The sequence below is a fragment of the Nostoc favosum CHAB5714 genome (assembly GCF_020829495.1).
Classification (GTDB): Bacteria; Cyanobacteriota; Cyanobacteriia; order Cyanobacteriales; family Nostocaceae; genus Nostoc; species Nostoc favosum.
Window position 1 is genome coordinate 1 of the sequence record NZ_JAIVFQ010000118.1, and the last position, 18,398, is coordinate 18,398.

Annotated in this window: 14 protein-coding genes and 2 pseudogenes; 5 read left to right on the forward strand and 11 right to left on the reverse strand. The window is 40.7% G+C overall.

Annotated elements, in window-relative coordinates:
• Positions 1-266: 266 nt before the first annotated feature.
• The 3 genes from LC586_RS35075 to LC586_RS35085 form a co-directional block, all read right to left on the reverse strand.
• The gene (locus LC586_RS35075) at positions 267-4,139 is read right to left on the reverse strand and encodes a GAF domain-containing protein (protein WP_229490104.1); all 3,873 of its coding nucleotides are present in this window, start codon (positions 4,137-4,139) and stop codon (positions 267-269) included.
• Between the two features lie 252 nt (positions 4,140-4,391).
• Positions 4,392-5,579 carry a TRC40/GET3/ArsA family transport-energizing ATPase gene (locus tag LC586_RS35080; RefSeq protein ID WP_229490105.1) on the reverse strand — a complete coding sequence of 396 codons (1,188 nt, stop codon included), beginning with the start codon at positions 5,577-5,579 and terminating at the stop codon, positions 4,392-4,394.
• Positions 5,580-6,214: 635 nt separating this feature from the next.
• Positions 6,215-7,045 (reverse strand): peptidoglycan-binding domain-containing protein, encoded by an 831-nt coding sequence (locus tag LC586_RS35085; RefSeq protein ID WP_229490106.1) that lies wholly within the window; start codon positions 7,043-7,045, stop codon positions 6,215-6,217.
• Positions 7,046-7,437: 392 nt separating this feature from the next.
• Here LC586_RS35085 and LC586_RS35090 point away from each other — a divergent pair, with 392 nt between their 5' ends.
• Positions 7,438-7,974 (forward strand): Uma2 family endonuclease, encoded by a 537-nt coding sequence (locus tag LC586_RS35090; protein ID WP_229490107.1) that lies wholly within the window; start codon positions 7,438-7,440, stop codon positions 7,972-7,974.
• Between the two features lie 32 nt (positions 7,975-8,006).
• Here LC586_RS35090 and LC586_RS35095 read toward each other — a convergent pair whose 3' ends face one another.
• From LC586_RS35095 to LC586_RS35105, 3 genes and pseudogenes are all read right to left on the reverse strand, one after another.
• A complete protein-coding gene (locus LC586_RS35095) occupies positions 8,007-8,555 on the reverse strand; it encodes a 2'-5' RNA ligase family protein (protein ID WP_229490108.1) in 549 nt (182 codons plus the stop codon).
• A 93-nt stretch (positions 8,556-8,648) separates the two neighbouring features.
• A complete protein-coding gene (locus tag LC586_RS35100; RefSeq protein ID WP_309143426.1) occupies positions 8,649-8,849 on the reverse strand; it encodes a CHAT domain-containing protein in 201 nt (66 codons plus the stop codon).
• A gap of 391 nt (positions 8,850-9,240) precedes the next feature.
• Positions 9,241-9,421: pseudogene (locus LC586_RS35105) on the reverse strand (aldo/keto reductase); the annotation flags it as partial.
• Between the two features lie 182 nt (positions 9,422-9,603).
• On the opposite strand from LC586_RS35105, the gene LC586_RS35110 reads away from it, so the two are divergent.
• On the forward strand, positions 9,604-10,200 hold the full coding sequence (locus tag LC586_RS35110; RefSeq protein WP_229490109.1) for a DUF1802 family protein: 597 nt from the start codon (positions 9,604-9,606) through the stop codon (positions 10,198-10,200).
• A 242-nt stretch (positions 10,201-10,442) separates the two neighbouring features.
• Here LC586_RS35110 and LC586_RS35115 read toward each other — a convergent pair whose 3' ends face one another.
• Positions 10,443-11,129: a hypothetical protein gene (locus LC586_RS35115; RefSeq protein ID WP_229490111.1), complete on the reverse strand. Its 687-nt coding sequence runs from the start codon at positions 11,127-11,129 to the stop codon at positions 10,443-10,445.
• Between the two features lie 576 nt (positions 11,130-11,705).
• Here LC586_RS35115 and LC586_RS35120 point away from each other — a divergent pair.
• The gene (locus LC586_RS35120; protein ID WP_109010888.1) at positions 11,706-11,969 is read left to right on the forward strand and encodes a hypothetical protein; all 264 of its coding nucleotides are present in this window, start codon (positions 11,706-11,708) and stop codon (positions 11,967-11,969) included.
• A gap of 62 nt (positions 11,970-12,031) precedes the next feature.
• On the opposite strand, the pseudogene LC586_RS35125 reads toward LC586_RS35120, so the two are convergent.
• Positions 12,032-13,156 (reverse strand): annotated as a pseudogene (locus LC586_RS35125) (gamma-glutamyltransferase).
• Positions 13,157-13,418: 262 nt separating this feature from the next.
• On the opposite strand from LC586_RS35125, the gene LC586_RS35130 reads away from it, so the two are divergent.
• Together LC586_RS35130 and LC586_RS35135 are read left to right on the forward strand one after the other, a co-directional pair.
• Positions 13,419-14,150 carry a phytochelatin synthase family protein gene (locus LC586_RS35130; RefSeq protein WP_229490112.1) on the forward strand — a complete coding sequence of 244 codons (732 nt, stop codon included), beginning with the start codon at positions 13,419-13,421 and terminating at the stop codon, positions 14,148-14,150.
• 71 nt (positions 14,151-14,221) lie between these two features.
• Positions 14,222-14,851, forward strand: a complete 630-nt coding sequence (locus tag LC586_RS35135) for a Uma2 family endonuclease (RefSeq protein ID WP_229490113.1) — start codon at positions 14,222-14,224, stop codon at positions 14,849-14,851.
• Between the two features lie 146 nt (positions 14,852-14,997).
• Here the strand turns inward: LC586_RS35135 and LC586_RS35140 are convergent, their stop codons facing one another.
• The 3 genes from LC586_RS35140 to LC586_RS35150 are packed head-to-tail and all read right to left on the reverse strand — an operon-like array spanning position 14,998 to position 17,298.
• Positions 14,998-15,903, reverse strand: coding sequence for a glycine betaine ABC transporter substrate-binding protein (locus LC586_RS35140; protein WP_229490114.1), 906 nt, complete (start codon positions 15,901-15,903; stop codon positions 14,998-15,000).
• 7 nt (positions 15,904-15,910) lie between these two features.
• On the reverse strand, positions 15,911-16,543 hold the full coding sequence (locus tag LC586_RS35145; protein WP_229490115.1) for an ABC transporter permease: 633 nt from the start codon (positions 16,541-16,543) through the stop codon (positions 15,911-15,913).
• On the reverse strand, positions 16,540-17,298 hold the full coding sequence (locus LC586_RS35150) for an ATP-binding cassette domain-containing protein (RefSeq protein ID WP_229490116.1): 759 nt from the start codon (positions 17,296-17,298) through the stop codon (positions 16,540-16,542). The genes LC586_RS35145 and LC586_RS35150 overlap by 4 nt, the downstream gene beginning before the upstream one ends.
• Positions 17,299-18,398: the final 1,100 nt, after the last annotated feature.

The window sequence follows — 18,398 nt, forward strand, 5'->3', positions numbered from 1 at the left end:
GAGGGCATCCGGGAAGTAACGCCAGTCGAGATGTTCCCTCTACTTCTATTGGTCGAAAGACCTGTAAAAGCAAGGAACGTCAGTGACGCTGGAATCCCCTGCGTTTACGCATGGGGAGTGTCAAAAAGGATAAAACACGTTTCGTTCTGCTCTGAAGTGGGATAAAGTGGGCTTCTCATTATAATTGTTGCAATATTTTTCTCCACAATAATCAAATTCCCATAAATTGCTCGGATTAACTAATGGATTTTGTACCTCAAACCAACCTACGGGAGTTGATGGAGCGATTTTGTGATTTGTTTAATCGGAATTTCAATCCAAAATTCTGTACCTAACCCCGGCTGAGAATCACATTTAAACGCACCACCGTGTTTATCTACGACAATTTGATAACTAATTGATAACCCCAAGCCAGTGCCTTTTCCTACTGGTTTGGTAGTGAAAAATGGGTCGCAGATTCTTGCTTTTAGGGTTTCGGGTATTCCTGGGCCATTGTCTCTTATGCGAATTACTATGCTCTTAACATTGCCTTCAAGCTCTCCAAGAGCAGTACGAATGGTAATTTCACTGCTATGAGAATTTGATTGAGATTCCCTGTAATCTTCTAAAGCATCGATCGCATTGCTTAAAACATTCATAAATACCTGATTCAGTGGGCCAGCATAGCACTCTACTAAGGGAAGCTCACTGTACTCTTTGACTAATTTAATCGCTGGACTTTCTGGTTTTGCTTTCAAGCGATGCTGCAAAATTAGCAAGGTGCTATCAATGCCCTCGTGAATATTAACTGGCTTCATTTCTGCCTGGTCAAGGCGAGAGAAATTCCGTAAACTCAAGACAATTTGCCGGATGCGATCAATTCCAATTTTCATGGAAGATAGAGTTTTGGGCAAATCTTCGATCAGAAATTCTAAGTCTACCTCGAAGGCGCGATCGCGAATCTCAGGAATGGGATTAGGGGTATTTTGCAAATAGAGGTCTAGTATACTGAGTAAATCTTCGGCGTAATCGTTGACATGATTGATGTTGCCATAAATGAAGTTCACCGGGTTATTAATTTCGTGAGCAATACCAGCTACCAGTTGACCCAGTGAAGACATTTTCTCAGTTTGGATCAGTTGGGTTTGAGTTTGTTTTAAATCATGCAGAGCTTGAGCCAGCTTTTCTGTCTGCTCTTTGGTTTGATTATGCAATTGCGCTTGTTGGAGTGCAACCCCAAGCTGATTGGCAATTTGAGTGATGAACTTAATTTCCGAAGTTTCCCAATGGCGGGGTGCAGAGTTCTGGTAAGCTGCTAGTAAGCCCCATAGCTGTTGCCCGATAAATATAGGTGCGATCGCATAAGCCCTTACTTGTAATTGCTCCAAAGCCGCAATGTGACACTCCGAGTGACCTGACTGATAGATATCATCAACTATATAGCTTTCATTGTGGCGATATCGTCCACCTTGGGTTTCCTGCAAATAGCTATCTTCCCAAACTGTTTTGAGATCGGAACCTACAAGTTTTACCCAACCATCACCTACAAACTCGGCGATATATTCACCACTCCAATCTGGATGAAAGCGATAGACAGCTACACGATCTGCTTGCAATGATTTGCAAATTTCTTGAGTAGTAGTCTGAAAAATCATATCTAAGTCAAGAGATTCCCGAATTTTGGCAACAACTTCAAACAATACCCTTTGTTGTTCTGCCGCTTGTTGCAAATCAACAGCCTGATGCTTAGTTTGTTCAAGTAAATCAGCTTGTTCCAGTGCTACAGAAAGCTGTGCAGCAACTTGGGTAGCGAACTGGATTTCTGAGGATTGCCATTCACGCGGTTGGTTGCACTGGTGAATGCACAATAAACCCCACAGTTCATTACTTTTAGCCAGTGGCAAAACTAAATTGGCTTGAATCTGGAGTTGCTCCAGCATTTGGACATAACAAACATTTAGTCCAGAATTGTGGATATCAGCGATCGCCTGGACGCGTCCCTGATGATAGAGGGCATTATACTTCTTCTTAAAGCAGTTGTCTTGAATTTTTAATGTTAAAGCAGAAGTAAACTCTGGCAAAAGATCCTCTGAAACAATTTCACCTTCATCGAGTTCGGAATTCGGGTCAAAGCGGTATACTACTACTCTGTCAGCATTCAATGAGCGACGGACTTCACACACAGTTGCCGCAAAAACTGTCTTTAGATCAAGAGATTCCCGAATTTTTGCAACAACTTCAAACAATACGCGTTGTTGTTCTGCTGCTTGTTGCAAACTTAACGTCTGCTGTTTTGTTTGCGTGAGTAATTCTGCTTGCTGAAGTGCTACTCCCATTTGACCAGCAATCTGACTGAGAAAGTTAATTTCGTATTTTTTCCATTGACGGGGCCCAGTGTGTTGATAAGTTGTTAGCAAACCCCAAAGTTTTTGCCCAACAAAGATCGGAGCAAGCACAAAAGCGTGAATTTGAAACTGCTCTAGATTGTCGATATGACACTGAGCAAACCCCATCTTATAGATATCATCGACTGCAAATGTTTCATTGTTGCGGTAGCGCCCTCCCTGTGTGTCTTGTAAGTAGGTGTCATTCCAAACTGTATTAACACCTAGTTCAGACTCATTCGACCAATATGGACTAGCAGCCTCAAAATCCCCGACAAATTGACCACCCCAATTAGAATCAAAACGATAAACAGAAACGCGATCGGCTTTGATTAATTGACAAACCTCTTTAGTGGTTGTTTGAAAAATGGTATCAGTGTCAAGAGACTCACGAATTTCAGCAATAACTTTAAATACAGCCTGTTGTTGTTCAGCTGTCCGTTGCAGTTCAAGTGTGCGTCTTTTGACTTGTTTTTCTAAATTTTCATTAAAATTTTGAACCTGTTGGTAAAGTTCATACTGCTGAATTGCTGAAGCAAAGTGTTTACCAATGTCTCTAGCCAGTTCAATTTCTTCAAGCGTCCATTTGCGAGCTTGTGCCTTTTTAGATTCGCGCCAAACTTCAAATGATAGACGGGGGTACAATTGCCTTTGATCGCTGTCATATTGCCCTGCCCACAGGGTTTCTGTGTCTATTTCGTTTCGGAAAATGCTTAAATAACCCAGCAATTGCTGACGATACAGAAGTGGGATCATCAACATACTGCGAATTTTTGTTGGTTGAAAAGCGGGTTGCAAACTTCGTAAGCTAGGAGTTTGATATATGTCTAAAATCGGCCAAACATCATATTTACCAGATTTGTAGTGTTCTTGCCATACACTGTACTGCTCTATTAGTGGATATATAGTTTGTTCTGGCATCACAGGTTGCTGTCCACAGATATAAAGCTTGGCACAAGTGTTTCCTGGTATTAAGCATTCTGTTAAGCTGGTCAGGTTGCCATTGTGGAAATCAAAAGCTGCATTTCTAATGCAAAGCCTGCCACCAACACCATCAAATGCACCAACAGCCGCTTCTAAGGCTGGCTGTAATATAATCGTGGGTAATGAATGCAGTAGTGTAGCAATGCGGTTAATGATAGCTTCCCGTTCAGCTTTTTCACGGACTTGAGTGAGAAGGGTACTTTGAGCGATCGCCACTGACAGCTGCTCGACTACCATCTGTACTGCTTCTAGTTCATATTCTGAAATCAAACGCGTTTCAGAATTATGAGACACCAGCAACCCCCAAAGTTGATCTTGATAGATAATGGGTGCTACTACAGAAGACTTGACCCCCATCGCACTCAAGTATTCAACATGACATGGGTCTACAGGACGGTAACGGATCTCCTCTGATATAGTTTCTCCATTTTCCAAGTCATGGAGGTGACTTTGACCAATCTCTTGAGTATCAACATTAACAACAGAACGCACTCGTGATTTAATAAATAGTTCACGGGCGGTGGGTGGAATATCATCAGCAGGAAAATTCAGCCCCAATAGCGATGGCAAACAATTTTCGTAAATTGACTCAGCAATCACTTGACCGCTACCATCGGCATGAAATTTGTAAATCATCACTCGGTCAGTTTTTAGTAGCGATCGCACTTCTGCCGTTGTCACTGTGATAATTTCTTCAAACTCTAAGCTTCGCCGGATACGGTTTGTAATCCGGCGTAGTAGACTTTCTTCATGGCGAGATAAGGGCAAATCTTGTTCAGGGTTTGAGGTCATTGCTTATAGGAAAATTAATTAATAATTTGCAAAATGACATAATTAAATCTAAAGCCATTTTGAAATTTATTTAATCAATTTGTCTTCAGTAAAACTACGGGCAAATCATTAATAAAAATATTTATTTACCCTTTAGAAAAATTCACCCAATTATCACAGAAACAGACGCTAAAAAATTGCGTCTGTATTAGCTACAACAAAAGATTCTTGCTTTTTAGTTTTGACTTTTTGTCAAACATTGCCGTAGCAACATTAAACTTTTATATTGTCAGCAAAGCGAATTTTAAGATAGTCATCTTCCATCTTTGCCCCTCCTGGTTGTAGCGCTGCTAGAGCTTGTGGTAAAACCAAGTTACGACGGTGGTTGCCAATAGTAATGTTTAATTCGTCTCCATTTTTACTCAGTTGAACTTGGTTTTTCGGAATTCCAGGTAAATAAATTTCTAAGCTGTATTGGTTTTGCTCTTGTACGACTCTCATAGTGGTTTCTTTGTAATAAACCTGAGTCGGATCTTCATCTTTATAGAGGGTTTCTTTCAGGCGTTCTAAAGCCGCCAATCCGCACATTTCTTCAGAAAATAGTGGAACTTCTTTCACAGGTAGAGGGTGGAAATTATCATGAATTTCCTGGCGATATTGCTCCTGACTTTCCTTCCAACGTTGGAAAAATGGGTCTTGGACAACACTAGGAATAATCCTATTAGCCACAATTAAATCTGTTGCAACATTATACAAACTCAGATAAGCATGGGCACGCAGAGACTCTTTAATCACCATCTTTTCGGGATTAGTTACCAGACGCACTGAGGTTTGAGTATTGTCTGTTAATACTTTTTCTAGAGCTTCAATTTGTTCATAAAACTCATAAGGTGCATCCATTACCTCTTTATCTGGTAACGAAAAACCAGCAATTGGTCTAAAAAAAGGTTCAACCAGAGGGCGAAGTACTACGGAGATGTTTTGGAATGGTTTGTAAAAACGGCGCATATACCAGCCACCGACTTCAGGTAAACTCAGCAAGCGCAGTGCAGTACCCGTGGGAGCTGAGTCGATAATTAAAACATCAAACTCACCTTCATCGTAATGGCGTTTCATCCTTACCAAGCCAAAAATCTCATCCATGCCTGGTAAAATTGCCAATTCTTCTGCCTGTATGCCGTCTAAACCCCTTGCCTGTAAAACTTGGGTAATATAACGTTTCACCGCACCCCAGTTTCCCTCAAGTTCTTGCAGAGCATCCAATTCTGCACCCCACAGATTTGGGCGAATTTTTTGGGGTGCATGTCCCAGTTCTATGTCAAAACTGTCTGCCAGCGAATGAGCGGGATCTGTACTTAAAACCAATGTCTGATAGCCTAGTTCCGCACAACGGAGTCCAGTCGCAGCAGCAACGGAAGTTTTGCCCACACCGCCTTTACCAGTCATCAAAATTACACGCATAGATGCTTTTGTCCTGCCTGAGGATTTTATTACATTTATTTACATTATCGACTGTTTAAGAAAATAAATGCTGTTTCACTGCGTCTAGGTGTGAATAGTTTGAGTTGTTCATCAGTCATTGCGGTTTTTTCTGGCTAAGGGCGTGATGGTCTACCACTTCCTTTAAGATAGCGTGAGTTCAACGGGTGATATCATGTCCGCTTGATTATTTACTAAACCCCAAGAACCCCACCCCGCCAAAGCTACGCTTTGTCTCCCCTCCCCGCAGGCGGGGTGGGGCTGGGGGTGGGATGCAATTACTACTCACGTTATAAATCAATACAGTTCAGTTAACCCCCAAATCCAATGCAAGAGACGTTGCAATTGCTAGTCTCTACATACCTAAAATTAATACCAAAAATCCTTAACCCAAGCGTATTGCGTTATAAATAGGACGAGTGAGACGCGAAGCCACCACTGACTTACCTTGCATCAGTGATAAGCTGTTACGCATTTAAGTTGTATATTTACTCGTGAGGGTTGTCATTAGTCATTTGTCATTAGTCATTTGTATTTCAAAGGACAGATGACCAATTGACTTAGGACAGTCTTAACGATTGCAATGTACAACCTAGACACGCATCAGCTTAGGTGTTTCACTTCTTATTCCAGAGATTAATAAATTCTTTATAGATAGCTGGGGTGATCTGACTTTGTAAGTGAGTTAGTGCATCACGATGGTTTTGATTGTTGTCATCATAATAAGTGAACACATTCGTCAGCTTGACAATCTCAGGATTTTGATCATTTGTCCCCCTCCATTTGTTAGTAACTTTGTGCAAAACGTCTTTGGGCAGATTTTGTTGTAAGTTATTTAGGGCTGCGATGTAAGAAGGATTTTGAGGATTCTTTTTGAATTGAGACAATAAATCTATCAGCTTAAGTTGTGACTGTGGCTGCGACTGGGGCTTATTTGTGAGAGTAGGTTGCTGTAGAATTTGACGCTGTTCAATAGTGGCAATGCCATTTTCAGTTAAACCCTGAGATTTCTGAAATTTCTTGACTGCTGTATAAGTGGCTGGCCCATAAAAAGGCAAGCCTTTTGGAATTTCGGTATTGGTTGCAAAACCGTGAAACTTTAATCTATTCTGAAGTCCTATGACTGTATCTTCCATTACAGTTCGAGTCTGGGCATCAGCGTTACCATTAACCACAAGTTTTTGTGGGTACTGTTTCTGAAACTTTTTAATCGCTTCTTCGGTAGGATCATCTGTCAAGGAGTTGTTATTCCGCTTCCAGGGAGCAAATTTAGTTAGATCCGGCTTTGGATCTATCTCAGAAGCTAAATATCCCAGTCCAATCAATATATGACGGATGACTTCAGGGCTACTAACAGCCATACTTTTTGGTTCCTTTGCTACTAAACTACCCTTTAATGTATCTTGTTGTACAAAAATTATGTAAGTAGAAATAAATAAATCTAACATGTCTTGTTTGCAAGGCGTTCCAAACTTTAAGCTATGTGTGACCCAAGGTGCAACTCTTTGAGACGTTTAGCGTTGGTGGGCGATCGCTTCGGGTTGTTTCTAAATAGCGATCGCATATATTACATGCCATTATAACGACAATGCTCCAGACAAAATTACGCAGCAATAATGCCGTAAGCTCGTCATTTTGGTAGTTGAAGTAGCGCGATCGCACTTGTAGAATTAGTGGTTTGCATATATCGCTGAGTCTTAAACTTGATAGTAGTGCGATCGCCCCTTATTGATTGTAGGGTTCGCAGTGACTATATATTACTGAGTTGGAAGTAGTTTAATATTAAAGTGCGGCAAGAATCTATGCTCTCATAAATGGTAAAATTTGAGGAAGACTCATCATGAAGTCAGTTGCAAAGATCCCTTTAGCCGAGTTTCTCTCTCAACCCAACATTGAGGCTTCCCCCGCATGGGAGTTAATTAACGGGCAAGCGCTGGAAAAACCAATGCCAACCCTTTTTCACTCGCGGCTACAACGCAATTTAGTGAATTACATAAATCGTCATACTGAGCGGTTTGAAGCCGTGCAAGAACTGCGTTGTATTGTACCTCCCTACTCCCCAGTACCAGATATTTCCGTTATAGCTTGCGATCGCCTTGACGATAAAGATGGCCCTCTAGAGGGAGCGCCTGACTGGTTAATTGAAATTCGCTCTCCTGACCAAAGCACCCTAGAGTTGCAAAACAAAATTCTCCACTGTCTCAGCAACGGAACGCAATTAGCTTGGCTAATAGATATAACTCGTCAACAGATTTGGGTATGGCTTGGAGATGATCTGCCACTGGTTTATTCCGCAGAAGACATTTTACCAACTTTGGGGGATTTGCCGGAGCTTATGGTTAACGCGGTTATGGCTATGACTCGCAGGCAAAGCTAAAGTAAAAGTAATGTAACCATACACTTTAGACGTTACTCATTGCTCAGAAAACCAAACTCCGATTTAATATTCCACCGCTTACCGTCGTGAAGCAGTAGCGTTAATTTGTCGGCAGTAAACTCAAAATGCAACTGACGCTTTTCAAATTCTGACCAAGCAGCTCTAAAGTTTTGCTTTGTTAAATCTCGAAACGCAACCGTTATATGGGGAGCAAAAGGGCGAGTTTTAGAAACCTTGTCAACGATTCCCAAGTTGCTTTCTGCATAAGCCATTAAATCAGTTTGCAAAGTCAAAAGTTCTTTACTTATGACTACATTAATGTATATGACACGAGGCACAAAGGCATCAAACCCCTTGAGTGTAATTGCTACTGGCTGTTGTCTACTAGCAAATTCTTTCAAGGATGTTTCTAGCAGTGGCAAGTTATCATCTGCCCATTCAAAGGGTGGTTGCAGGGTAATATGAGGCGGAGACTTTAGCGCACCTTTACTAGCATAGTGATCAGCAAAGTACTGCTTAATTTGGTTGGCGTAGTCTTGAATGTCTTGTGGTGGTAAAAGGGCGACAAAAAAACGGCTCATCTAGCTTATTATATTAATTAATTTTATTTTGACTTCTGAGTGGCGATCGCTAACGCCGAGAAAATATTACAACTATATTACAACTGCAACAAATTACAACCAATTGCCAATCAACACATAAGCAGACCAAAAGCCTGGTGCTTTGTAGTTTGGATGTTTCAGCAGTTCTAGCTGGGCACGGTGGATAGCTTCGGCTTTGGTAATTTTGCCACTCTTGAGTTCTCGATAGAAGGCAGTCCTGATAAATACCAAAAACCTGGTCGAGGTTGACCAGGTTTTATCGAGTTTACAGATTTCAAATTGTTAAACTAATTAAGTAATTGAAAGTTAATAACTAAGGTTGGCTAAACAACGAACAAACTCAGCATTATTGCGTTTTTCCGCTTTAGGATTTGGCTTTGCCTTCTACATTCGGCTTTTTACCACTTCTATAATTTGATCTGCTGAAATTTGCTTGGGTTGATGACAGGGGACACTAAGTCATTTACCCTTTTAGTTTGGTTTGGTGTTTGGTGTCCTACTATTTAAGTTAGCACTTCAGTTTGTGAGTCACAACCTTTAATTTACTAAAGTTGACGTTTTGTTAGATTTTGCAATCTATAATTATATATTTGATCCCCAGCCCTCTTTTTAAGAGAGTTAATGGGATCTTGGATAGATAAGCATGAAAAACCAAAATGCATTGTCACCAATTCCACATAATCTGACTGTTATCCAGATGGTCAGTGACAATACGTCCAATGGCATCAATTTCTGCCAATTGAGCGGCGGAAAGCTTAATTTGGGCGGGTTAATGCGTTGTCTCGTGCTTGTTCGGGATAACGCGCCCAGGCGATTGCATTTGTTTGAGGTTGAGCAATTAACCACGTCTCAACTCCCACCCACATTCTTTTACCAGCTTACCAAGTTCCCATAAGGATGGGTGTGATTTGGACTTCAGTTGTACCTAGCGCTCGCTTTTCCATAACTGCTTGCTTTCTAATTCATTCCCCTAGATAGTTTCACACTTTATCGGTCTTAGCTTGAAATTAAATCAGAGTTACAGTAGATGCAGATGGAATTGACTACAACTTTTCATGCTCTCAAAGAATGGGCCGTTGCCATAAATGCTTTGGAAAGTGGCAAAATAATTATGCTGCTCCGTAAAGGCGGTATCCATGAACGAAATGGACATTTCCAAGTTGCCCACAAGCAAATTTTGCTTTACCCTACTTATGAACATCAACAAGCTTTTATGCTGAAAGCTGAGTATGCCAATCGTGTTTATCCAGTAACATCAGGTTGGCATCCAGAGACAGTTCCCATCGGCAGTTGGGCTGAAATTACAGATATTCTGCCAGTTAGCGATGAGTCTATTGTCAACACCTTGCTTCCCTTCCATATTTGGAACGAGCATTTTATTAGCGATCGCCTCAAATGGAAACCACGCCAGCCGCTTTATATTCTCCTCTTACGGACATATAAACTACCCCAACAAGAAATTCCTTACCAGCCTAAATACGGCGGTTGCAAGTCATGGATTGATTTAGATCAACCCATTCACTTGCAAGGAGCAAAACCAGTTTTATCTGACTTTGCATACACTCAACTAGTAGAAACAATTCGCCAGATTGTCGGCGATAAGTTGTATGCTCCATCTTTGTAATAACCCAAGTTACGGGTTCTCAAAGACCAATTTCTTATTGAATGCAAAGGCGCACTAGGAGATGGCGGTTGCGCTAGGCGCAACTGCAACTCCGGCTTAATCAAAAATACTTTTAAAATATCCTCTTAGGCGCTGATATGATATTTTTGTTACGAAACATATCAAGATATACGGCTAACACAATTTTATTTTCACTTCATAAATCATCTTTAAGGAACTTTTATTGCGGTTTACGCTCTCTATTAATTTAACAAAGCTTTAACCTGGCTCCGTTTGCCCAATAAAACCTTAAAGCCATCAAACATAATTGTGAAAGCTTGGTAGACACGGTCAACGATCTCACAAATTTTTTTCTCTTCATCTTCAGAAAGATGAATGCTATTTAAAAAATTTTGCATTTCCTGCTCAAAAATTTCGTGATTCTTTTCAATATCTAAATGATGTATTGAGAAGTACTTGAGTTTACTAGAATAACCGACTCGTTTCACCAAGGTTGCAGTGTACTCAAAAAAGATGTGACCTGTAGACTCAAGACTCATTATAAGAGCAACTCTTTCAATATCACTACTTGCTCGAAAAACCTCCGATATTATGGCATAGGTAGCATCGCGGGTGAAAATATAATCCCGGCTATATAGCAGTTTAAGATTAGGTTCTTCAACTTTCATCTCTTGAAGATCGCTTAAAAACCATTGTTCGTGCCCCATATCCTCGACTAAATGATGGTGAGCAACTTTACGGATTTCACTATCAGTCATTTGCATCTCGTTTATTCGTATTACGTCCTGAAAAGACATAACCCAGAAGCTCAAGTATTGAGCCAACAATTTTATATTTTCTAAAGAATTTTCTCTAGTAATTTGGATGAAAAGTGGGTGTTTAGCTAGTTTAATTTGCTTTTGAATTATATATTTATCGATGGTTTTCATCTTAAATCCAATATTTCCTTAAAGAATATACTAGTGATCGTCAATACCTTCGCCAAAAAAAGAGGACGAAGAGAGAGGGTTGATATAAAGTAAGTCGGTGTTAAAAAATTAAGCTATGTGACGAAACGTAAAATCAGCCAATAGCTTAGGCATTGGTCATTCCACAGTTTTTACAAAACTGAATCTACACGGGTTTTATCATGCCGACTTACCTAGTTTTATAAGTAATTTCCGAAATCGGCAATAGCCTATATGTATATAATCAGAAAAATAAATAGTTTAATTGTGAACTTCAGCAAAAATAGTAGTTATTGTTACACACAAGTCTAAAAAACGCGGATAACATTAGAAAAATCTCACCCGATAAATAAGGTGAGGCAAAGCTGTTTATCTTTGTTTCCCTCTAGCAGATGTATTCCAAGCTATGACTTATTTAAGTAACTATCCTGAAATGGATAGTTACTTAATTACACTTTGTCTAAAGTATTAGGCAAAAAAGTATCCCATAAGGGTGATAATTAGCTTGACAAAAGTCTGTTATTATGCATTATTAGCTAAAAGTACAAGGAGTTTGCAATGCATCGACAAATGTGCTGGTTACCTAAGTCTGGTGGCGACGGAGAGAAAATTTTGTATTTGCAGACAGAACCTAATCAACCTTGGCGTCCTTACACAGCTTTTAGAGGTTTTACAGTCCCAGATTATCAAATACCAGGTGGTTCTAAAGGTTGGGCAACTTATCAAAAACTTCTCAAAGCAGGTTGGACACTAGTACCTAGCGCACGGGCAAATGAGTTTGGCAGCAGCAGCTACGTAGAGTCAACAGCCCAAAATCAATAGTCATTGGTCATTGGTCATTTATTATTTTTAGTGTCTCTGGGTCTTCCTAGTCTCTCACTCGCTCACAAACCTCTGGGGGAACCTTCACCGCGAGGATCGGCGGCCCCTTCTAAAGTTCCATCAGATGTTACAGCGATCGCGTTACCATTACCCCAAGGAGTAGTTTCCTTTATTTTGTGTCCCCGACGGCGTAAGTCTTGCACAGTGAGAGCATCCAAACCCCAGGATTCGACGCGCAACTCATCTGGAAGCCATTGATGATGTATGCGTGGAACAGAAACAGCCGCACCAACATCCATGTTGTATTCCAGCACATTTAGGATTACTTGCAAAACCTGGGTGATGATAGTGCTACCACTAGGCGCACCTGCTGCCATACGGAAATGACCATTTTCTGTGACAATTGTGGGAGTCATGCTGGATAAGGGAGTCTTACGAGGTGCGAGCAATACTTCCGGTGTAAAAACTTTGGGGATTTTGGGCAATTGCTGTTAATGTGCGTGCTAAATCACGCTGCACTAGCTTCTCCCCTGGTTTATAAAATTCACCATTGCGAGTAAAAATTCCCCGCGCTGCTGGATTGTTGAGAATTGCTTGCTTGCGGGATTGGTTCGTTTGCAGAGAACGCCACGTTGCTACATCGCCAAGAATAAAGCCATCTTTAGCGAGTGCGATCGCAGGTTTCATTACCTCTTGCCAAGAAAGCTTACCATAGCGACGATGCACTTCATAAAGTCCCGCTACCGTTCCTGGTGTTGCTACTGCCAAATAACCATTAATACTTGCATTAGGGCGCACCTTTCCTTCTGCGTCTAGATACATATTTCTTGTGGCTTTTAGGGGTGCGCGTTCGCGGAAATCTAGCGCTTTCATGTCGCCAGTTTTCTCAGAATGCATTAGCAGAATCCGCCGCCGCCGATTTCTGCTGAAAAAGGCTCAACTACTGAGATTGCAAAGGTTGTGGCTACGGCTGCATCCACTGCATTACCACCTTTGCGTAACATCAAAATTCCCGCTTCACTTGCTAAGGGATGGGCCGAAACCACCATCCCCTTTTTGCTGCGTAAGGGTAAAGTCAAGGCGGCTGATGCGACTTGGGTGTAAAGTAGAACGCTGAAAGAAAAGATTGCGATGGCTGCGGCGGGCGTAGCCATCGCAACTCGCTTGGGTTTAGCAACAGTAAGCATTTTTATACCATTTTTCATAAAATCTTATACTTGTTTATAGCCATTTTCAATCCGCTGAGGTACAGGTATGCAAATAGACCTAACCCCTTAACCTCCTTGCCGAAGCGGGAAAGGGGAAAAATTCAAAGCCTCTCTCCTTTTAGAAGAGAGGTTTTGAGAGAGGTCAAAATTGTACCTCACTGGATCGATAACCGCGATAGCATCTTGGTGTGAGATTATTAATATGATCTGATTTGAAAATTTTACAGCACTTATAAATGCTATGTTGCGAAAAATAAGTAAAACATTTTTCAAAGCTTTAACTATTGGCTTATGTATCTCTAGCGGAAGCGTTGTCTCTCAAACATTACCGCTTTCCTCTAACTTAGTAGGTTTTAATACGCCTGAAGGTGAAAAACTATTATTTGAGAGTAAGTCAAATGAAGACTTCTTCCCACTGAGTATGCAATTCACCACTCAAAATAATCAGGCATATTGTGGTGTTGCAAGTATGGTTATGGTACTGAATGGCCTACAAATTCCAGCACCAGAAGTACCGCAGTACAAGCCATATCGAATATTTACTCAAGAAAACTTTTTTAGTAATGATAATACAAAAAAAGTGCTAACTCCTGAAGTTGTGTCTCGCCAAGGTATAACTTTAGACCAGTTAGGGCAATTACTAGCCAGCTATGGCGTTAAAGTTAATGTTTACCACGCTGCCGACACTAGTTTAGAGCAGTTCCGCAAACAAGCGACAGAAAATTTAAAACAACCGCAAAATTTTGTTTTAGTAAACTATTTACGCAAAGAAATAGGTCAAGAGAAAGGTGGACATATTTCTCCTTTAGCAGCATATAATGAGCAAACAGATAGATTTTTAATTCTTGATGTTTCTCGTTATAAATATCCACCCGTTTGGGTAAAAACAGCAGATTTATGGAAAGCAATGCTCACAAATGATTCCACATCAAATAAAAGCCGTGGCTTTGTATTTGTAAGCAAAAGCCTTTGATATAACAGTCTGTTTGTTGAATTCATGAATCTTGCGAGCGCCTATCTTTCATGTAAATAATGCGAGCTAATATGAATACCGTAATTACACCAGAAAAAATCGAGTTACCACCTGGCGCGGTGTTGAAGCTTTTGGGGAACTGGAAAGACTATCAAGTATTGAGTCAGCAATTAGGCGATCGCTCCTCGCCTCGCATTAAATATCGAAGAGGAGAAATTTTACTGATGGCACCGCTACCAGAGCATGGAAGAGATGCGAGTTTGTTGGCAGATATTGCTAAGGTTTTGCTGGATCATTTAAACCGTATATATGAGTCATTTACGCCCATCACCATGAGCTTGCCAGAAATTAGTGGTATTGAACCAGACTTTTGCTTTTACATTGAAAATTGCAGAGCAGTAGTAGGCAAAAAAAGAATTGATTGGGAGTCAGATCCACCACCAGATTTAGCAATTGAAATAGATGTAACAAGCTACACTGACATTAATGATTTCTTGCCTTATCGAGTACCAGAAGTTTGGATATTAAAGAGTAATCGGCTATTAATTTATCGATTCCTCTTAGAAAGTTATGTGCTTACAGAAAGCAGCTACTTTCCTAACGTCAGAGAAATTGTGCAGCAATGTCTCCAAATGGCCAATGAGCAAACAACAAGTGAAGTCATTAGGTGGTTAAAGAACTTTTTGCGTGAACAGCAGTAGGGTGTGTTATACCAATTCCCGAAAATCCTGATACGTATAGATTATAGTAAGAGCATAGCAATGCCATACCCCTACCAGCGTATTTGTATCATTATTAAACTGAAATGTTATTACGGCTTCCGTAATGACGAATTACGAATTACGAATTATTTTAATCCCTTCGATTTGCGAAACTCGCGTACAACATCTTTAATCTCACGTAATTCTCCTTCAACTAAATAATTTAACTGCCGCATTTCATCTGCCGAAATCTTTCCAGAAAGTTGTGCGATCGCATTTCTTAATTCGGGATATTTTTTGAATGTTTCTTGCCGGACAATTGGCACAGTTTCATAAGACGGAAAATACTGTTTGTCATCTTTTAAGACAACTAAACCCAAGCGAGAAATCTGCCCATCAGTGGAATTACCCGCCACCATATCCACTTGTTTTTGAATCAAAGCGCGATATATTAAACCTAAGTCCATGATTTGGGGTGGTTTTGCAAAACGTAAATCGTAAGTTTTAGCTAATCCTGGAAAACCATCTTCCCGTTCTAAAAATTCGTAGCCGAAACCGCCGCGCCATTGCGGTGTATATTGAGTAGCTTGGGTGATAGTTTGAATGTTGTAGCGTTTGGCATCATCACCCCGAATAATCATCGCAAAAGTGTTTTCAAAACCTAAGCTTGGCATCACTTCCAAATTGAATTGCTGGGCATAAGTTTGTTTTACTATTTCATAAACTTCTTTGGAGCCATTAACTGGTTTTTGCTTTAAAATTGCAGTCAAAGCTGTGCCTGTATACTCAATATAAGCATCAATTATGCCAGCAGTAATAGCATTATGACAAACAAAAGAACCACCCAAGCGAGGGCGGCGAACAACTTTTAAATTAGTTCTTGCCTCGATTTGCTGCGCTAAAAGTTCACCTAAAATATCTTGTTCAGTAAAATCTTTGGAAGCAACGATAATATTACCATCATTGCTACTACTATTTAAATTAGGCGTGCAGCCAGTCATTAGCAAGAACACAGCAAAACTTAAAAATAAAAGCGTCAAAAATATTTTCATTATTAGCTTAATTTTTAATTTTTAATTTATTCTCCATCCAGCCAATTGCAAAGTCAGCTAGTAATGCAATTACCGCCGCCGGAACTGCACCAGCTAAAATTAACTGATTATTCACTACTGATATACCGCGAAAAATAAAGACTCCCAAACCACCTGCACCAATGGCTGCTGCAATAGTTGCAATACCAATGGCAATTACCGTTGCTACTCGCACCCCTGCCAGAATTACTCCCAGTGCTAAGGGAATCTCAACTTGCAACAACAATTGTCTATCTGTCATTCCCATGCCTCTCCCAGCCTCTCGAATCGCTGGCTCTACGCCACTAATACCTGTGTAAGTGTTACGAATTATCGGTAGCAAGGAATATACAGTCAGAGCAACAATTGCTGGTACTGCGCCAATTCCGCCAATTATAGGAACAGGAATGAGTAAGCCAAATAGTGCCAAACTAGGAATAGTTTGGAAAATATTTGCTATACCGAGGATGGCTTGGCGGAGATAAGTTTTACGTGTAATTAAAATACCTAACGGAATGCCTACAAGTATAGCAATTCCAATTGCAATCCCTACCAAAAATAGGTGTTCTAGAGTATGCTGAAGAATTTCTGGGGCATACTTAATGAGGAAAAAATTTTTCATAAATTGTCTTGGAAGAGACGCAGACATTGAAGAAAGGCTAGGCTTTCTGGATGTTGCGATCGCATAAATTCATCCTTTGCCTCCAATACTACCAATTCTCCGCCATACATTAAACCAATTCTCGATGCTAAGACAAAAGCTTCTTGAATATCGTGGGTGACAAACACAACTGTCTTGCCTAATTCTTGCTGCAAATGCCGAAACTCTTGTTGCAGTTCTAGGCGCGTAATTGGATCGAGTGCGCCAAAGGGTTCATCCATCAACAATACTGGCGGATCTGCTGCTAAAGCCCTGGCTACACCGACTCTTTGCCTTTGTCCTCCCGAAAGCTCGTGCGGGTAACGCCCGGCGAATTGTGCTGGTTCTAAACCCACCAATTGCAACAATTCATAAACCCGCGTTTTTATTTGTTTCGGTTGCCAACCTTCCAAAGCCGGGACTAAACCCACATTGCGTTCAACTGTAAAATGGGGAAATAAACCAATTTCTTGAATGACGTAACCAATTTTTCGCCGCAGTTTAATTTCATCCCATTGAGTTGTGGGAATGCCATCAAATAAAACTTCGCCTTGTGTAGGTGTGAATAGGCGATTAATTAACTTCATTGTGGTGGTTTTGCCGCTACCACTGCGCCCAAGTAATACCAGTGCTTCTCCTTGGCGGATGGTGAAATTGAGATTTGACACCAATGTGCGATGATTGCGGCTAAAGGTGACATCGCAGAATTCGACAGCAGTTTGGTTATTTTGCGGCATGAGTGGCTTTTGGTGGACGCTAGCTATATGTATTATCTGCTGATTTTCCTAGCCTGCTAACCCCTATTTGCCGTAGCGTTAGCCATTCCATAGTAGAGTGCGTTATAGCGTTAGCCTAACGCACCGCAATAGATTATAAAAACGTTTGGCATTAACACACCTACTATGGAATGGCACTTACTTAAGCGATCATCAAATGCGAGAGAATAGGTTAGAAATGTCGCCAAGCCCTTACTAAAAAAAGGTTAGAAGCTTGGAGACGCAATTAAAAAACGATAATTGCATGTACTATGCCTAATCCCATAGAAATTCTCAAGGGGAAATTCAGCCGAAGTCTGGGGCTTGCCTGGCAAAAAATATTACCAGCCTCGACCATCGAAGAAGTTCTGAAATCTTCACAGATTAAATAGCGCGTTCCGAAGGTTGCCGTACTCGGCATCGTTTTTTCAATCCCATTGTCACACTCTGGGCATGGATATACCAAGTTTTGGACTTTGATCAGCAACGCAGTCAATTAAGTGATTGCATGGTTGGCAGGTAGTGGAGTGAAAACACCTTGAGCAAATACTGGAGGCTATACCAAAGCCAAGCAGAGATTACCAGAAAACTTCTTAAAAGATCTATTTCAAAAAATAAGAGAGAACCTATAAGCAATAAATGTTTCCCTCTCGTAGCGATCGCATTGAGCCAAGAGTTCTCAAACGCCGACCTAAGTCATATCCTCGCATGACCAAACCTCGACGCGCTATCAAACCCCAGATGGCAGCATAAAACTTTAAGTAAGTGCCATTTTACCCTAGAAGCAGGCACTGTGGGGAGTTACAAGGGGAATCAAAAGCCGTCCAAAATAATTTTGGAAAAATAGTTGACACAATGAAGCAGGTTCGTTATATTGAATAAGTGCCGGAAGCGAAGCGTTTCATAGCGACGCTTTCAGGAGACCGAACCTTGAAAATATTATAGTTTGAAAGCGATTAGACAGCAAGTAGTTTGCGTCAATCAAATAAAGATAACTAAGCTGAAGTTAAAAAAGAGCAGCTAAATGTATTGAGCTTTTAAAGCTTTCCAGTTCAAAACGGAGAGTTTGATCCTGGCTCAGG

Bases quoted from the DNA above. Each gene is read 5' to 3' on its own strand.
- LC586_RS35075 (WP_229490104.1), bottom strand. From the start codon at position 4,139: ATGACCTCAAACCCTGAACAAGATTTGCCCTTATCTCGCCATGAAGAA.
- LC586_RS35080 (WP_229490105.1), bottom strand. From the start codon at position 5,579: ATGCGTGTAATTTTGATGACTGGTAAAGGCGGTGTGGGCAAAACTTCC.
- LC586_RS35085 (WP_229490106.1), bottom strand. From the start codon at position 7,045: ATGTTAGATTTATTTATTTCTACTTACATAATTTTTGTACAACAAGAT.
- LC586_RS35090 (WP_229490107.1), top strand. From the start codon at position 7,438: ATGAAGTCAGTTGCAAAGATCCCTTTAGCCGAGTTTCTCTCTCAACCC.
- LC586_RS35095 (WP_229490108.1), bottom strand. From the start codon at position 8,555: ATGAGCCGTTTTTTTGTCGCCCTTTTACCACCACAAGACATTCAAGAC.
- LC586_RS35110 (WP_229490109.1), top strand. From the start codon at position 9,604: ATGCAGATGGAATTGACTACAACTTTTCATGCTCTCAAAGAATGGGCC.
- LC586_RS35115 (WP_229490111.1), bottom strand. From the start codon at position 11,129: ATGAAAACCATCGATAAATATATAATTCAAAAGCAAATTAAACTAGCT.
- LC586_RS35120 (WP_109010888.1), top strand. From the start codon at position 11,706: ATGCATCGACAAATGTGCTGGTTACCTAAGTCTGGTGGCGACGGAGAG.
- LC586_RS35130 (WP_229490112.1), top strand. From the start codon at position 13,419: ATGTTGCGAAAAATAAGTAAAACATTTTTCAAAGCTTTAACTATTGGC.
- LC586_RS35135 (WP_229490113.1), top strand. From the start codon at position 14,222: ATGAATACCGTAATTACACCAGAAAAAATCGAGTTACCACCTGGCGCG.
- LC586_RS35140 (WP_229490114.1), bottom strand. From the start codon at position 15,903: ATGAAAATATTTTTGACGCTTTTATTTTTAAGTTTTGCTGTGTTCTTG.
- LC586_RS35145 (WP_229490115.1), bottom strand. From the start codon at position 16,543: ATGAAAAATTTTTTCCTCATTAAGTATGCCCCAGAAATTCTTCAGCAT.
- LC586_RS35150 (WP_229490116.1), bottom strand. From the start codon at position 17,298: ATGCCGCAAAATAACCAAACTGCTGTCGAATTCTGCGATGTCACCTTT.